Here is a 15,765-nt window from a genome sequence, read left to right as displayed (position 1 = left end):
TATTCAGTACCCAGGAGTCAGAAGTCAGAATTTAGAGGTATCTAGTAAATTAGTCAGTTAATTCATCAAATATTTCTCCTATTCTTTAAACCTTCTGGCTCCTGGATTCTGACTCCTGAATTCTTACCCTGTCATTAACTCAGGGATGAGGAAATCAGCAAGGAGGAAGTAGATAATTTGATTGCCACCTTTCTGTTTCCTAGTCTCCAGTTACTCAGCTTTCATCTTGAATTAATTGTTCGGAGTCAGTTGCTACTTTTTGGGAATCGGGAAGTACGAAACTTAACACAGGCGGAGCTAAAAAAGTTGTGAGGATAACCATCATAATAATTGCCGCCCCCAATGATTTTGAGAGAACGCCACTAGCTGCGCCGACACCAGCAAATACTAATCCAACTTCTCCTCGTGGAATCATCCCTACACCGATCGCCAAACGATTGATTTGGGGTTGACCAGACACGCTCAAACCTGTAATCACTTTACCAATAATGGCTACTGTAATCAGGAAAATCGCCATAATTAAACCTTCGTGGTTACTGGGAATGACTAACTCGCCACGGGTTTTGAGTTGATCTGCGATCGCCACAAATATTTTATTGAACACATAATATAAGCGATCGCACCACCGACAAGTTCGCCGAACACAAGTGGTAAACCAAGGCGCTTGGATAACTCTCCACCAACTTTGCTGGCGACTTATTCAAAACCCTTACCCTGGATTTCTCTCTTATGAGAAATCCAGAGGTGTGGGAGGAGTGGGAGGATAGTTAAGAAATCTTTCTCCCCTCTCTCCCCACACTCCCCACACCCCCCACACCCCCCACACTCCCCACCTTTCAAGGGCAGGTTTTTAAACCTTCGATAAATAGTTGAGAATATTCTCAATTATGAAACGTAGTTTTAACTGTTCAGACAATAATTTTGGTTTTAAAAGCCCAAAAATTTGTCTAATAAAAAAAGCCTGCCCTTGAAAGACACTCCCCACACCCCCCACACTCCCCACACTCCCCACACTCCCCACACTCCCCACACTCCCTACCCATACGTGAGAAATTCGAGTTACACCCTTTTACCCCTACACCCAGTCTCCACAGTAAATCTTTGTGCGTGAGTTCTATTAAAGATGCGGATGGCGGGGTAGATTTTTGTAGAACCACAGTGTACTTGCTAAAGCTAGGAGTAAATTGTAAATCCACTGTATCCAAGATGGCAGTAATAAAATGAGAGGACGGCCAGCAAAAATAAAAAAGAAATTAAAGATGCTAAAGGTATAGATTGTCAAAATCCGATGGCGAATGATGTGGGGAGACAGATAAAGTTTGCGCCGACGACTATAGGCTTTGGCTTGTGTTTCTGCCCAGCGTCCTAAAATATAAGCGATCGCTGTACATCCGCCCAAAATAATTGGCACAGTTATGAGTTTGGGTAGATAAATTGGCCGTTCAAATAAATAAAGCCCTGGACTCCATAGAGTTGCCAGTTGGTTAGTTTGTCGCGCCCAAGCCCCTGAAAAGTAATATTCCCAATTGCCTGCATACAGGTAGTAATAAATAAAGTAACCAAATACTAAGCCACTGTAACCATAGCGGACAAAAGATTCTGAGGGTTTTTTCAGGTCTTGCCAATAAGCCCGTTCGCCATCTATATCAATACAAGCATTTTGACAGCCAACACAGTCACTTTGTTCTTTACCTTCTGGCAAAACAATGCGGCACATTGATTGGCTGATTGGCTGATTCTTCCTATCAACCTTGCTGCTGAATAACCCACTGGGTTGACTGTAAATCTTTTCTACTGGTGCCATTGGACAAAAATAATTACACCATGTCTTGCCGCTATAAAAGTAGCCAACGGTAATCGCAAAGACAATTGTAAATAACAACCATGATGCCAAAATTAGGCGATCGGCATCAAAAAATAAAATCCGACCACATAACCCCAAAAACAACCAGCCAAACTGGAGGTAAGCATAGTTTTTACCCAACCAAGATTTAGGATTGACTTTGGCTAATCTGTAGCGTTCTTTTCCTAATCGAGATTGCTGGTGTTGAGAGTAACGCTGCCAACCCAAAGCGCGGGGAATTTGTGACAGAAACGAAAGCGGGCAAATGCGCCGCCACAGTTCATGGCCAAATACTAGCAAAATAAAAATGGATGCAGGTACAATTACTCCCCACATCACAGTTGTTCCCAAAGGATATGCTCTTTCTGGTAAGCATTTACCTTGCACATGAATACAGCTAACAGCAAATTCCTGTGGGGTAGAAGTATGATTTAAGTGAATCAGAGCCGGAGTCCAAGGGTCGTACAATAGGGAAGCAATAATTAGGAGCCATGCGAAAGTTAACAGACAGCGCACCCAGTGCATCTGACGTTCAGCTATGCTCAAGAGCATGGATCTATTCCACTCAATAATATTTTTTGAATGCCGAATGTAGAACCAGTTAAGTCGATGATTGGGTAAACAATCTAGTTAAAAATTTTGTATTTATCGTTGGGCTTATTATGCAGCTTGGCTAAATCAGACCAGAACAGTATATATACTTAAATCTTTATCTTTTCTTCGTAATTACTCAGCCTAAATACTCACAGTTCAAATTCTGCACGCTTGCTAATAAAGTCGCGGCTAAAGGAACCAAGCTTGCCTACACAGGCTGTAAAACTTTAGTTCTGTGGTGACAAAAGTTTTATTGTGATTTTTAGTTTCCAAAAATGTAACCGTGCCTGTTTTTGACTAGAGCAGTGTCACAGTAGAAACATAGAAATGGTATCGAGCGCATTGACTGTTAACTATTAATGCTTGACAGTTAACGAATGATAGTTCGATGCAGTTTACTTATTAGCATCTGTATACATTGTTTAGAGGAGTGCAAGCTTATGTCTAGAACTGCTTTGTCTGGTTCTCAATTTTGTGCTGGGAAGTTTTGGAAATCTCTACCGTTAGCTTTGCTGTTATTTGTCACGGTGGCTTTACCTGCATCAGCCCAAGAAAAAGAAAAGTTATGGCGGACTTTGACTGTGAGTGGAAGAGGAACGGAATCAATTGCTACTACTTTGTCGCTGGTGAATTTAGGAGTGGAGATTCAAGGTAAAACGGCTGAAGAAGTCCAGCAAGAAGCTGCCAAGCGGTCATCAGCTGTGGTTGCTTTGCTCAAAAGTCGTAATGTCGAGAAATTAGAAACTACAGGTATCCGCCTCAATCCTGTTTACAGTTACACCAACAATGTGCAGCGCATTACTGGCTATGCTGCTGTGAATAATGTGAGTTTTCGCATTCCTACCGAGAAAGCAGGCACATTACTAGATGATGCGGTGAAAGCCGGGGCAACGCAAATTAACGGTGTTAGTTTTATTGCTAGTGATGATGCGATCGCTACCGCCCGCGAAGTCGCACTTAAAGAAGCTACTCAGGATGCCCAGAAACAAGCTAATGCTGTATTGAGCGCGTTAGGACTCAAATCGAAAGAAATCGTCAGCATTCAAGTTAATAATGCCAGCGCCCCGCCATCACCTGTATTTTTCCGCGCCCAGGCGGCAAAAGTCGCGGAAGATGTTTCTACACCTGTAGTTGGTGGTGAACAAGAAATAGAAGCATCGGTGACGTTGCAAATTAGTTATTAATTGTCATTGGTTATTGGTCATTGGTCATTTGTCCTTTGTACTGACAAATGACCAATGACCAACTAAAAATTATCTGGAGACATATCATTCATACTGCTGTCTCCCTCATTTTTAGAACCTAATAAATCCAACTGGTCTACGACAATCACAGGTTTAGAACGACTAACTCCGGTTTGGCGATCGTTCCAGGAGTCAAACTTTAAGGAACCTTTGACGGCAATTTGCTTACCTTTGCGGACATAATTACCAGCCACTTCAGCAGTTTTTCCCCACAATTCCAACTCGAACCAGTCAGGCTCGTCACTGTTGCGTGTTCTTCTGTTGACTGCCAGGGTTAATCTACATTTAGTTTTACCGGAATGTTACAGTCGATAAGCAAGTCGCCCTGCTTACCTCTGTTTCAGAACCGTGCGTGCGACTTTCACCGCACACGGCTCCTCAATAACTCAGCTCGCGTATGTACCTTGTGCGTGTATGATGTCGTGGCAGTGTCGATGCACCAGTGTAAGATTATTCAGTTTGTTATTTCCGCGATTTTGATCGATGTGATGAACTTCCATGATGTCTTCACTGGTAAACATGAGATGACATTCGCTACATTTTTTCTCCTGTTTAATCAAGAGTTTGGCTACTACATAACGTAGCATAGGATGTTGAGCCAGACGATTACTCCAGTAAGTTAGGTCGCCATCATAGGGGCTTCTTTCCCCTTTGATTTTGACGTGCCTTTTGATGTGAGTGTCCCGGTATCTTTCTAGGACATACTCATTATCTGGAGTCATGAATTTCCAGCCTAATCCTCTGTTGACCCCCCAGTAATTGGAGACTAGCTCAGTATTGTTTTGTCCCCGATTTTTTCTTTTCTTAGCCCATGCAAACAATTTCTGGTACAAAATACTATCCATATTGTTAAAAGTATGACTGCTAGCAACAGTTGAGTAATATGCTGCCCACCCTCTAATAACTGGGTTAAGCGCATTAATTACTTGTTCTTGGCTAGATTTGCCATTTCTTTCCAGTAGGTCGTCGATTTTGTTCAAATGTCGTTTGATAGCTTCTTTACTGGGTCTTATGAACGTTTTGTGTCCTCGTTTTCTTTCAGTTCCGCCAACTGACCCACTTTGTTTATCACTACATGGATACTGTCGGATATGAAATCCCAAGAAGTCGAATCCTACCTTTTCTTCATATTTCATGAAGGTATGAGTGATTCGCGTCTTAGATTCTTTGAGAACTAACCCCATTTCACTTAACCATGTTTCTATTAGCTGTTTTGCTTCTAGAACTACTTCCAAACTTTCATCCATCAGAACAAAATCATCTGCATATCTGACGAAACTAGGTTTTCGTTTTCTGCTAGTTTTTCCTGTTCTTCTAGAGAAATTTTTCGTCAACATTTCTTCGATTCCATGTAAGGCAATATTGGCAAGTAGAGGTGAAATTACTCCTCCCTGCGGCGTACCTTCTTCTGTGGGGAATAACGCTTTTCCATCCATAACTCCAGATTTGAGCCAAGCTCTAATCTGTCTTCTAAATGTTGGCGTTGTGTTGAGTTTATCAAGTAGCTTTTGATGGTTAATGCGGTCAAAGCACTTCTCAATATCTGCATCTAAAACATATTTTGGCTTCTGCACAATACCGTTATAAATTGCAGTTATTGCGTCATGACATGACCTACCAGGTCTAAAACCGTAACTGTTAGGCTCAAATTTCGCCTCCCATTCTGGTTCTAAAGCCAGCTTCAGTAGGGCTTGCTTCGCTCTTTCTCTCATCGTCGGTATTCCTAACGGTTGCATCTCAACACTCCCAGGTTTAGGAATCCATACCCGTTTTGTTGGTTGAGATTTGTCACTCAAGTTCAGGTTGTTAGCAAGATGAATTTTCTGGTGATTTCTGAGTCTTGAGACTCCATCAACCCCAGCCGTATTTTTGCCTTGATTGTCCTGAGTTACCTTGCGGACTGCTACCGCTTTGGCGTTCCACGATTTGGTCAACAGCCTTTGTAGCCGACGAACTGCCTTGACATCACCACGCTCTGAGGCTCGATAGATTCTTTTTTGAAGCTTAAAGACTAATCGCTGGGTTTGTGACCAGTTGATTGTCTCCCATTCATACATCGGCTTGTTTGCCGTGTCCATGACTTTTTGACTCCTACTGAATTATCCATCTCTGAGTTACCGTGGCTCTGTCTGCATATCCTTTGGCTTTCCCAAAGGCTTTGGCTTCTGAGCCAATCCCTCCCTTCAATTCCATGCGGGTGACTCCCTGCTCACAAAATCGACCACTGTGAGAGAAATTGAGGGGTTATCCCGTTCCTAGCTTCTGCTTTGCGATGGGTTTAGAGTTCTACTATCCGCCGGGTTTGTGTGGGGATGCTCTAGGTCAAACTTCGGATTGCCTAGCCCAAATCCTTGCCTTTTGGCACAGCCAATAACCTGTGTAGGCTGATATAAATGACGACGGCTCAAACGTAGATTCAGAAAATCTTACTCATGCCCATCTCTGCTTGGGGGGATTCTCCGTCAGGTTCAGAGTTACCTCCGTTACTCCCCGCTTCACTAGTTTGATAGTCAATCGCCCTAATGGGGGTGTTGCATCTCCTTGCATCTAGAAGGAGGGAATTGAAATTCTAAAGAGTTTATTAAAAGTTTGATTCCTCTTAATATTTCTTAGAAATCTCACCCTCTCAGAAGCTAAGTTATCAAGGTTATGTAGGCATTCCTACTTATCCTTGCGAATGGCTTCCAACCTCAAAAGAGATTGGTTTCCCATTCAACGGGTCGCACCAAAATATTTCATGTCTGGGTCGCCACCTACACGACCAATGAGGTGGACTATATTAATAGTCATGTGTCTTACCTTTTAGTACTGGCGTACTGATTTATCTTGTTTTCCATAATAGCCAATTATGAACTGAATAAGGCAGAATTCAGAATTGACCTTTGCTTTAATTGTGGAAGCAGAAGCAAAAATTCTTACCTAGCCAAAATTCCTGATTTCAAGCATAGGAAATTCTGAATTCTGTATTCTGGCTCCTGATGATTAAAAATGTGTTACAAACTTAACAACGTTGCAAGCGATATTAATTTGAGCTATCACTTAGGGAAAACTAATAAAACCGTACGGATATACTGAGTTGGGCAGGGAATATCGAAAACGTGGATGTCACAAATCTAGTCAGTATGGTCAAGAATAAATCAAAAAATGACCAACTTTACTAGACTGATGATCAAAAACGTAATAGAATCCAGCACGATTCCATCTAACATTTTTTTATAGTCAAAAAGTATTGCGAATAGGGGGCGTAGAGAAGCGTGGGGCTGTTTAGGAACTTTCGCTCATCATGGGATATGGGTATCGACCTCGGTACTGCTAATACCCTTGTTTATGTATCAGGTAAAGGCATTGTACTGCAAGAACCTTCTGTAGTGGCGATCGACCAAATCGAAAAGGTGGCGCTGGCAGTAGGAGAAGATGCCAAAAAAATGCTCGGTCGCACACCGGAAAACGTGATTGCCTTGCGTCCCTTGCGCGATGGTGTAATCGCTGATTTTGATACGGCAGAGTTAATGCTGAAAAGTTTTATTCAGCGAGTTAACGAAGGGCGATCGCTAATTTTACCGCGAATTGTGATTGGGATTCCCAGTGGTGTCACCGGGGTAGAAAGACGGGCTGTAATGGATGCCGCAGTTCAAGCTGGGGCAAGAGAAGTATATTTAATCGATGAGCCAGTTGCCGCCGCAATTGGAGCAGGTCTACCAGTTGCCGAACCCACTGGTAACATGATTATCGATATTGGTGGTGGCACAACAGAAGTTGCCGTCTTGAGTCTTCAAGGCACAGTGTTGAGTGAATCAGTACGCATTGCCGGTGATGAACTGACTGAATCCATCGTCCAATATATGAAGAAAGTGCATAACTTGGTAATTGGTGAACGGACTGCAGAAGAAATCAAAATTCGTCTGGGTTCAGCCTATCCCACCAATGAAGATAATGAAACCATGATGGAAGTCAGAGGTTTACATTTACTGTCTGGTTTACCCCGCACTGTTACCATCAAAAGTCCAGAAATCCGCGAAAGTATGTTGGAACCGTTATCCATCATTGTGGAAGCGGTAAAACGGACATTAGAAAGAACCCCGCCAGAACTAGCATCTGACATCATCGACCGTGGTATTATGCTGGCTGGTGGTGGGGCGCTACTCAAAGGCATTGATACCCTAATCAGTCATGAAACGGGGATTGTGACTCACATAGCAGCTGATCCACTCAGCTGTGTTGTACTGGGAACAGGCCGTGTCTTAGAAAACTTTAAACAGCTTGAAAGGGTATTCAGCGCCCGTTCTAAAAATATGTAGGAAAAAATATGAGATATTGGGTTCTATTTGGCTTGAATTTGGGTTTCATATAAATAGAATCCGATATCTATCAAAATATAGAAATAGGTATACATGGTTACTGTACGTCGTTGGTGGGGTCGCAAAGGGTTACAGGTTGCTTCGCTGGCCCTTGTACTAGGTGGTGCTTGGATATTACGACAGACTCAAGGGGCAATGCTACTGGAAGTTTATCAAGTAGTAACAAGTCCTCTACAGCTTTTACAATCTGGGCAAACTCCCGCAGAACGTTTGGAAGAACGCCTCAAAGATGCCCAGTTTATGGAGATGCAAACCCGCATTCAAGAACTGGAAAGCCAAAATCAACAGTTACAAAATTTATTGGGTTATGTCCAACCTGAGCCAGCCGCATCACGTCCAGTACCAGCGCGGGTAGTAGGGCGGAGTGCAGATCATTGGTGGCAACAAGTAACCCTGAATCGTGGCTCAAATTCTGGCATTCAAGAAGGGTATATTGTCAAGGCTGAGGGTGGATTAGTTGGTTTGGTAGATAGTGTCACCCCGAATACTAGCCGTGTGTTGTTGATTAGTGACCTCAAAAGTCAAGTGGGTGTGACTGTTAGCCGTACTTCTGCCAAGGGAGTGTTACGGGGCGATTCTTCCGCAGACGCGGTGCTGGAATTTTATGAAAAAGTGCCGAATGTCAAAGTCGGAGACTTAGTTTCGACTTCCACTTACAGTCAAAAATTTCCCTCTGGTTTGGCAGTAGGCAAAATCAAATCTTTGGATTTAAAGAAACTACCAGCATCGGTGGCGAAAGTTGAACTTTTCCCACCAATTAGGTCATTAGATTGGGTGGCTGTGTATCCTAAACCAACAAACCAACCACAGGAAACGCCACAGTCCAAGGAGCAAGAACAGGCAAATCAACAATGAAGATACCTTCATTCAATGGTCGTAAATCGAACAAGCCAAAAGCTGCGGAACGGAAATCGAAATCTAAAGCTTATCGCAAACCCATCGCCCGTTGGCATCCGCGTGTAGTGCAACTGTTAGATTTGTCTGTGACAGTTGGATCTGTGCTGTTATGCTTGCTGTTATTGCCGACGCGCTTTCCTGGCACAGAATTGTTGGGGTTGGGGCCGAATTGGCTGTTAATTTGGGTGGTGGCTTGGAGTATCAAACGCTCGGTTTGGGAAGGAGCGATCGCAGGTATAGTTTTAGGACTACTGCAAGATGCCCTAACTTCACCAGATCCAACTCACGCCGTCACCTTGGGTTTGGTGGGATTACTCACAGGATTAGTACAGAAGCAGCGATTTATCCAGGAAGACTTTATTTCTATTGCTTTAATTGTCTTTATCATGGCAATTTTGTCGGAGTCAATTTTTGGGTTGCAATTGAGTTTGACGGGCGATCGCAAAGTAGAATACATCTGGGCTTATTACCAAAGAGTTGCCCTAGCATCAGCTATTCTCAGCAGTCTTTGGGCTCCTGTGGTTTACTATCCCCTGAATTTGTGGTGGCAAAAGCGCAAAGCGATCGAACAATAGTTACAGAGGAAATATCTTGAGTGGAAATTTGGGAGTGAGGAATCATAGGCTCAGAGCCTAAATCCTCACTCTTTTTGATTAAAAATCAATAGTCAATAGTTTATAGCAGTAGCCAAGTTGCTTAGGACATCGATAAATAATAAGACTTAGACACCACAAAGCTTTTACCCCTGTCATACCAATTCACGAAATTACTGATACAAATCACTTCCTCTGCAACTCTGATTCCGGTCGCCGAGCGAAGTCGAGGCGCTGCTTTCATGTCTGTATCATTTTTAAAGTGAAATGGTATCACCTATTACCTGTCCCTTGCTATAGATGTGAGGTGGTTTAATAACCTATTTTGGGTTATTGTATTGAATAATAAAGTGTTTTGCTCAAAAGGTAGGTGTAACGTTGAAGGATAAAAGACAGAAACTACCAATCAATCAAATTATTTTAGGAGATTGCATAACACTATTAAAAGAAATACCAGATGAATGTATTGATTTAGTTATATCTTCACCTCCATATAATTTAGGAAAGGAATACGAAGCAAGACAAGCTCTCGATATTTATCTAGAATCACAAAAAAATGTTCTACAAGAGTGCAGCCGGGTTTTAAAAAAAACAGGTTCTCTATTTTGGCAGGTAGGAGCTTTTGCGGATAAAGGTACGATTATTCCCCTAGATATTCGCTTATTTCCCATATTAGAATCGTGTGGTTTACTGCCAAGAAATAGAATTATCTGGGCTAGACAACATGGACTTCATGCTCAAAAGAAATTTTCTTGTAGACATGAAACAATTCTCTGGTTTACTAAAAGTAATGAATATATATTCAATTTAGATGCTATAAGAGTTCCGCAAAAATATCAAAATAAAAAGCATTATCGAGGAAATCGTAAGGGAGAATTATCCTGTAATCCAGATGGTAAAAATCCTGGTGACATTTGGTTATTCCGCAATGTGAAACATAATCATGAAGAACAAACGATACATCCTTGTCAGTTTCCAGAAGATTTAGTGTCCAGAATTGTATTAGCGACAACTAATGCAGGTGATTTAGTTTTTGACCCATATATGGGTGCAGGTACAGTCGCAGTTGTTTCCAAAAACCACAACCGTAACTTTATCGGTACGGAAATAGACCCCAAATATCATCAAGTAGGACTTCGCCGACTCAGTGGGGAACCTGATGAAAAAGGTTATTTTCCCAATCTCAAAACTTTACGAGATTATGTTGAGCGTACAGGTCAGCCCATCGAAAAATTTAGATTTGATGTGCAAATTGGCGAAAAAGCCTCAGATAGAAGTAAAGCTAAAATCTACCCAGAAGAGTACCATTTACAAGAAATGTATGAGCGATTACTGTATGAGGAAGCAGCTTTTTCTGCTACTCTGCAAGGTGAAGATATTCCGATAGATCCAAAACTCAATGGCAATGGTAAAAAAACTGCGGAGAAAATTCAGAAAAGTCAACAAATCGAGTTAGAACTCTTCTAAATTTTGAGCTAAGGTATATGAATTTTATAACGCTTGCTTCTGGCGTTACTTGACAGGATTTGACATTGGCAATCAATCTGCGTATTGACAATTCTAGAATATCTTGTACTTTGGTATACCGTATAAATAGCTGATATGGTGGTATTCTTCTGCTCGAATAATCCAATTAGTCTAATTGGTATATCAAAGACATGATGTTTAATTAAAGCAGTTAATTGTTGAACAGCTTGTTCGTAGTAAAGAGTACTATTAGAAGCAGGAAACATTTGAGCTTTTGTAATAATCACTAATAGCTTTGTAGAGTTACCTGCAAAATGAATGCTACTTTTAAAAAATAACTCTGATCGTAAGAGATTGTTTAAAAGAAATGGATAGTTAGAAAATTGGCTTTCTAGCAGAATACCGGATTTACCAAAATCAACGTCTTTTCCCAAGAATCTGTATTCTACTGGAATTAAGATATTACTATGCCATCCTAGTTTGACCAATGTATTTTTTATATATTGATTACTGCCTACTGGATCAAAAATCGGATTACCTTTAATATTTGCCTGATCAGAAGGCTTAATATGCAAAGGCATTTGAGTGAGGCTAGTACTAATTTCGTTCCATTCAGATTCATACTCTGTGTTGGGGCCGATAATCTGATCGGCATTGTTAAAATCAGAGAATTGAATAATAATGACTATTTCTCCTCTTTTTCCTCAAGCAATGTTTTGATAAATGTTTCTGGTTCGACCTGAAGGGCTTCCGCTACTTCTAAGAACTCAATTAGATCCAAACGGCGTTCACCGCGTTCATACTTCGAGACGTATGATTGTGGACGAGAAAGCTTATTTGATAGCTCAGATTGAGTTAGCATAGCTGCTTGGCGAGCTTTGATCAGCAATTGACGAAATCGATTGTATCTTTCAGTAAAGATTGATTTAGGCACATGAATTTTACTTGTTTTCTGTAACAGTTCACTTAATCTCTACGAGAGTTTTCTCAAGTACTGCAATCAAGGTTTTGTTAGATACTAAAACCTAATATAGGATTAACCCAAAATAGGTTATTAGTATAATTCTGTGAGTAATGTTTTAGCGAGAGCCTACTGATATAAAAGGAAAACAGGTATGGTAAATATAATTACATTTGAGATGCTGGTTAGTGTTGTGTAGATTTTGGCGTGGAGATTTCGTTATTTAAGTAAGCACGCCGACAGCGAACAGTAACTTGGAAATATTAATGTTGAGGTATGAAGATCCAAATTGGAAACGTGCAGAATCTTGAAATTATTGCTCAAAATTTATGGATAATTCCCCAGTTGTTACTCAAGTAGATACATCGCTAAATTACACTCAAGAAGATGGCTTGAGATTGCGATTCTCCTCTGGAGAGGCTGCGCCAACGCCAGTGGTATTTGATTCCCCAAAGCAGAACAGTATGAGCAGTGAAGCTGACTTTGACTCCCAGATGATGCAGCGATGCTTGGAACTTGCCCGCCGTGCTTTAGGGCGCACTTCGCCTAATCCTTTAGTGGGGGCGGTTGTAGTCAAAGATGGCGAGATTGTGGGTGAAGGGTTTCATCCCCGTGCTGGTGAACCTCATGCTGAAGTTTTTGCTTTGAGGGCGGCTGGCGATCGCGCTCATGGTGCTACAGTTTATGTCAATCTGGAACCTTGCAACCATTATGGACGCACTCCTCCTTGTTCGGAAGGATTGATTAAGGCGGGTGTGGCTAAGGTAGTGGTGGGTATGGTTGATCCTAACCCTTTGGTAGCTGGGGGCGGGATTGCGCGTTTACGTGCTGCTGGTGTCGAGGTGGTAGTTGGGGTAGAAACTGAGGCTTGTCAGCAGCTAAATGAAGCTTTTGTACATCGCATTCTCTATAAAAAACCTTTTGGGATTTTGAAATATGCCATGACTTTAGATGGCAAAATTGCTACGACTGTTGGTCATAGTGCTTGGGTAACAAATCAAGCCGCCCGCAGTGAAGTACATCAACTACGGGCGGCTTGTGATGCCATCATTGTTGGTGGTAATACAGTCCGACAAGACAATCCTTTTTTAACTAGCCATCAAGTCGGGGCGCATAATCCGTTACGAGTGGTGATGAGTCGTCAACTCAATTTGCCAGAAACCGCCCGTTTATGGGAAACCCAAGAAGCACCGACTTTGGTGTTAACTGAAGTTGGAGCCAACCCTGATTTACAAAAAATCTTACTTAAATTTGGCGTGGAGGTTGTGGAATTACCCGCACTGACACCCGCACAAGCAATGATGCACTTATATGAACGGGGTTTTTGCAGTGTCTTGTGGGAGTGTGGCGGTAATTTAGCTGCAAGTGCGATCGCGCAAGGAGCAGTACAAAAAGTTATGGCTTTTATTGCTCCTAAAATTATTGGTGGTAGTCATGCGCCTACTCCCGTTGGTGATTTGGGTTTTACTAACATGACCGAAGCATTGCCCTTAGAAAATGTGCGTTGGCGTGTGGTTGGTTCCGATTGCTTAGTGGAAGGTTATTTACCTCAATAGTCAATAATTGATAGTCAATGATCAATGGTTTTGACTCTGGACTATTGACCATTGACTTATTAATAATGTCGCTCATAAGCGATGTCACGTATCAAACTTAGCCGGGATTGAATATAGTCACCAAGAGAATCAATCTCATGGGAATCTAAGAAAACTTGTGTTGTGGTTTGTTTTACCAACCATTGCACCAAGCTAGCATCATCCAGCTGTAGGAGGGTCATGGTTTGGGCAGTTTCAACCACAGACCAAAGCTGACGCAGAATATTGGGAGTCATCAGACCTCATTGAAGATTAGCCTAGCTTTTTTTAGATTACACAATTTCGGCAGTGACTTATGGCATGAATGTACAAGCTGAGACAAGTATTATTAAAAAATTAATAATGTGATTTATAACTTTATGAACTTTCAGAAAGGCACTCTTACATCGACTAGTTCATAAAAGTTTACTAATACTATGTTGGTATTCTTATAATAATTTGTAAATGCCATCTACCAAAAGAAATATCTTAATTCTTTAGGTTTAAGAATGTATTTAATTAACAAAAATATTTAAGAAACAATAAATTATAGCTAATAAAGTTATGTGCCGAAAAAAGGATAAATGAGGGGCTAAAGACTAAAAAAAAGAAATTAGTCCCTCTTTTATGCAGAATGATAAAACTTGTTTACTAGGGACTAACTTTGCCCAATGATAAAGATGTGTAACAATCTACGGACTAAAATTATTCTTCATATTCCACCCAACTATTAGGTGTTTCTGAAACATGAACTTTTAATTGTACATTTGGCGGTACTCGCTTCTTAGTTTCATCGTAAATATACTTAGCAATCATTTCAGCCGTAGTCTCATATTCAGGAGGCATAACTTCATTTAAAATGCAGTGGTCAAGACCGCCTTTTGTGACATCTTGTTTTGCCCAACGTAAAGTTCTAAAATCCGCTACCATGACTGGATGAGGACAGAATTGTGAAGAATGCAACTGTGTTGAGGTGGCTTCGATGCGGACTTGATAATTATGTCCGTGCATCCGACCACAGGGGCCGTCATAATCTTTGATGTAGTGGGCGCTGCTAAAAGAAAATTCCGTTACTACTTTCCATTTGGGCATTTTAAGATTACCTCGTAGGCAATTTAGAGATAAATACTTACAGCAAAATCTAGAAGTCAGAATACAGAATGCAGCATCAGAATCGGCTTTTAGCCTAGCGTTGATTACTCAATTGTGTACTTAACTAACTGGAAATCTGCTGTATCTCTTGTAATTGCATGTGTAAATCAATCAGACTTTTATAGTATTGCTAATACTAGTTTAGAAAAATAATATGGCAGATATCGGGTTAGCTTGGCATTTTAAAGAATTTATCACAGTTGCAAGTGTGCGATCGCGCTGGTAGTGTTGGGGGTTAAAATGCGATCGCTACTCAGTATTTTCAAGATTCAACCAGATTATGATAGTAATGACATCTGTAATCTCCAACCAGTTGACTCAACTCTAGCCCTAAGAAAGTCATGTCAGTTGCCCAAGATTTGCCACCAGCCACAGATATAATATTTCCACCAGGAGATATATATAGTGACGAACCACCATTGGAAAGCGATTTACATCTACGCCAAATTATTTTGTTACTACAATGTTTAGAATTGTGGTGGCAAGACCGCAGTGACTTTTATGCGGCTGGAAATCTGACAATATATTATAGTCAACGTCAACTCAAATCAGAAGAATTTCGTGGCCCTGATTTTTTTGTCGTGCGGGGATGCGAAAGAAGACCTCGCAAAAGTTGGGTGATTTGGCAAGAAGACGGTAAGTATCCTAATATCATTGTCGAGTTACTTTCATCCTCCACAAAAGCCACAGATAAAGGCTTAAAAAAACAAATCTACCAAGATACTTTTCGCACACCGGAATATTTTTGGTTTGACCCAAATAATTTAGAATTTGCAGGGTTTCAATTAGTTTATGCTCAATACCAACCAATAGAACCAAATTCTCAAGGTTGGTTATGGAGTCAGCAGTTAGAACTATATTTAGGTGTCCAGAATAATCAATTGCGCTATTTTACAGCACAAGGGGAGTTATTGCCGACACCAGAAGAACTGGCACAGCAAGAAAAACAACGCGCAGATGAAGAAAAACAGCGTGCAGAACAGGAAACGCAACGTGCAGAACAAGAAAAGCAACGCGCAGAACGTCTGGCTGCTAAGTTGCGGGAGTTAAATATTGATCCCGATGTTCTGTAAAATTATTGA

The 15,765-nt window shown here is 41.3% G+C and carries 13 protein-coding genes and 2 pseudogenes; 7 read left to right on the top strand and 8 right to left on the bottom strand.

Going from position 1 to position 15,765, the window contains the following annotated elements:
- Window positions 1-214 precede the first annotated feature (214 nt).
- Window positions 215-604 (bottom strand): annotated as a pseudogene (locus H6G79_RS27135) (cation:proton antiporter); the annotation flags it as partial.
- Between the two features lie 513 nt (window positions 605-1,117).
- Window positions 1,118-2,395, bottom strand: coding sequence for a 4Fe-4S binding protein (locus H6G79_RS27130; RefSeq protein ID WP_190594493.1), 1,278 nt, complete (start codon window positions 2,393-2,395; stop codon window positions 1,118-1,120).
- 482 nt (window positions 2,396-2,877) lie between these two features.
- Between H6G79_RS27130 and H6G79_RS27125 the strand changes: the two genes are divergently transcribed.
- The gene (locus H6G79_RS27125) at window positions 2,878-3,621 is read left to right on the top strand and encodes an SIMPL domain-containing protein (protein WP_190594492.1); all 744 of its coding nucleotides are present in this window, start codon (window positions 2,878-2,880) and stop codon (window positions 3,619-3,621) included.
- A gap of 62 nt (window positions 3,622-3,683) precedes the next feature.
- Here H6G79_RS27125 and ssb read toward each other — a convergent pair.
- Both ssb and ltrA read right to left on the bottom strand, forming a co-directional pair.
- Window positions 3,684-3,980 (bottom strand): annotated as a pseudogene (gene ssb / locus H6G79_RS27120) (single-stranded DNA-binding protein); the annotation flags it as partial.
- An 87-nt stretch (window positions 3,981-4,067) separates the two neighbouring features.
- Window positions 4,068-5,759, bottom strand: a complete 1,692-nt coding sequence (ltrA, locus tag H6G79_RS27115) for a group II intron reverse transcriptase/maturase (protein WP_190594491.1) — start codon at window positions 5,757-5,759, stop codon at window positions 4,068-4,070.
- A gap of 1,212 nt (window positions 5,760-6,971) precedes the next feature.
- Here ltrA and H6G79_RS27110 point away from each other — a divergent pair.
- The 4 genes from H6G79_RS27110 (at window position 6,972) to H6G79_RS27095 (ending at window position 10,996) form a co-directional block, all read left to right on the top strand.
- Complete coding sequence (locus H6G79_RS27110; protein WP_190594496.1) at window positions 6,972-7,979, top strand: rod shape-determining protein; 1,008 nt, start codon at window positions 6,972-6,974, stop codon at window positions 7,977-7,979.
- A gap of 93 nt (window positions 7,980-8,072) precedes the next feature.
- Window positions 8,073-8,894 carry a rod shape-determining protein MreC gene (gene mreC / locus H6G79_RS27105; RefSeq protein WP_190594490.1) on the top strand — a complete coding sequence of 274 codons (822 nt, stop codon included), beginning with the start codon at window positions 8,073-8,075 and terminating at the stop codon, window positions 8,892-8,894.
- Window positions 8,891-9,511: a rod shape-determining protein MreD gene (mreD, locus tag H6G79_RS27100; RefSeq protein WP_062296673.1), complete on the top strand. Its 621-nt coding sequence runs from the start codon at window positions 8,891-8,893 to the stop codon at window positions 9,509-9,511. Before mreC ends, mreD begins: the two co-directional genes overlap by 4 nt.
- A 396-nt stretch (window positions 9,512-9,907) precedes the next feature.
- On the top strand, window positions 9,908-10,996 hold the full coding sequence (locus tag H6G79_RS27095; protein WP_190594489.1) for a site-specific DNA-methyltransferase: 1,089 nt from the start codon (window positions 9,908-9,910) through the stop codon (window positions 10,994-10,996).
- A gap of 8 nt (window positions 10,997-11,004) precedes the next feature.
- Here H6G79_RS27095 and H6G79_RS27090 read toward each other — a convergent pair whose 3' ends face one another.
- Window positions 11,005-11,577, bottom strand: a complete 573-nt coding sequence (locus tag H6G79_RS27090; protein ID WP_199331537.1) for a restriction endonuclease — start codon at window positions 11,575-11,577, stop codon at window positions 11,005-11,007.
- A gap of 104 nt (window positions 11,578-11,681) precedes the next feature.
- Window positions 11,682-11,930: a helix-turn-helix domain-containing protein gene (locus H6G79_RS27085; protein ID WP_190594488.1), complete on the bottom strand. Its 249-nt coding sequence runs from the start codon at window positions 11,928-11,930 to the stop codon at window positions 11,682-11,684.
- 356 nt (window positions 11,931-12,286) lie between these two features.
- Between H6G79_RS27085 and ribD the strand changes: the two genes are divergently transcribed.
- Window positions 12,287-13,513 (top strand): bifunctional diaminohydroxyphosphoribosylaminopyrimidine deaminase/5-amino-6-(5-phosphoribosylamino)uracil reductase RibD, encoded by a 1,227-nt coding sequence (gene ribD, locus H6G79_RS27080; protein WP_190594487.1) that lies wholly within the window; start codon window positions 12,287-12,289, stop codon window positions 13,511-13,513.
- A 59-nt stretch (window positions 13,514-13,572) separates the two neighbouring features.
- Here ribD and H6G79_RS27075 read toward each other — a convergent pair whose 3' ends face one another.
- Window positions 13,573-13,788 carry a hypothetical protein gene (locus H6G79_RS27075; RefSeq protein WP_062296670.1) on the bottom strand — a complete coding sequence of 72 codons (216 nt, stop codon included), beginning with the start codon at window positions 13,786-13,788 and terminating at the stop codon, window positions 13,573-13,575.
- A 448-nt stretch (window positions 13,789-14,236) separates the two neighbouring features.
- Window positions 14,237-14,623, bottom strand: coding sequence for a 6-carboxytetrahydropterin synthase (locus H6G79_RS27070; protein WP_190594486.1), 387 nt, complete (start codon window positions 14,621-14,623; stop codon window positions 14,237-14,239).
- A gap of 401 nt (window positions 14,624-15,024) precedes the next feature.
- Between H6G79_RS27070 and H6G79_RS27065 the strand changes: the two genes are divergently transcribed.
- Window positions 15,025-15,756 (top strand): Uma2 family endonuclease, encoded by a 732-nt coding sequence (locus tag H6G79_RS27065; RefSeq protein ID WP_190594485.1) that lies wholly within the window; start codon window positions 15,025-15,027, stop codon window positions 15,754-15,756.
- Window positions 15,757-15,765: the final 9 nt, after the last annotated feature.

This window comes from Anabaena sp. FACHB-83, from assembly GCF_014697485.1.
Classification (GTDB): Bacteria; Cyanobacteriota; Cyanobacteriia; order Cyanobacteriales; family Nostocaceae; genus Nostoc_B.
The sequence above is the reverse complement of the archived record's forward strand: the minus strand, read 5'-3'. Positions and strand labels throughout refer to the sequence as shown.

What these genes read in the sequence shown, in the direction of transcription:
- ribD (WP_190594487.1), top strand. Translation starts at nt 12,287, where the DNA reads ATGGATAATTCCCCAGTTGTTACTCAAGTAGATACATCGCTAAATTAC.
- H6G79_RS27110 (WP_190594496.1), top strand. Translation starts at nt 6,972, where the DNA reads ATGGGTATCGACCTCGGTACTGCTAATACCCTTGTTTATGTATCAGGT.
- mreD (WP_062296673.1), top strand. Translation starts at nt 8,891, where the DNA reads ATGAAGATACCTTCATTCAATGGTCGTAAATCGAACAAGCCAAAAGCT.
- H6G79_RS27130 (WP_190594493.1), bottom strand. Translation starts at nt 2,395, where the DNA reads ATGCTCTTGAGCATAGCTGAACGTCAGATGCACTGGGTGCGCTGTCTG.
- ltrA (WP_190594491.1), bottom strand. Translation starts at nt 5,759, where the DNA reads ATGGACACGGCAAACAAGCCGATGTATGAATGGGAGACAATCAACTGG.
- H6G79_RS27075 (WP_062296670.1), bottom strand. Translation starts at nt 13,788, where the DNA reads ATGACTCCCAATATTCTGCGTCAGCTTTGGTCTGTGGTTGAAACTGCC.
- mreC (WP_190594490.1), top strand. Translation starts at nt 8,073, where the DNA reads ATGGTTACTGTACGTCGTTGGTGGGGTCGCAAAGGGTTACAGGTTGCT.
- H6G79_RS27090 (WP_199331537.1), bottom strand. Translation starts at nt 11,577, where the DNA reads ATGCCTTTGCATATTAAGCCTTCTGATCAGGCAAATATTAAAGGTAAT.
- H6G79_RS27070 (WP_190594486.1), bottom strand. Translation starts at nt 14,623, where the DNA reads ATGCCCAAATGGAAAGTAGTAACGGAATTTTCTTTTAGCAGCGCCCAC.
- H6G79_RS27125 (WP_190594492.1), top strand. Translation starts at nt 2,878, where the DNA reads ATGTCTAGAACTGCTTTGTCTGGTTCTCAATTTTGTGCTGGGAAGTTT.
- H6G79_RS27065 (WP_190594485.1), top strand. Translation starts at nt 15,025, where the DNA reads ATGTCAGTTGCCCAAGATTTGCCACCAGCCACAGATATAATATTTCCA.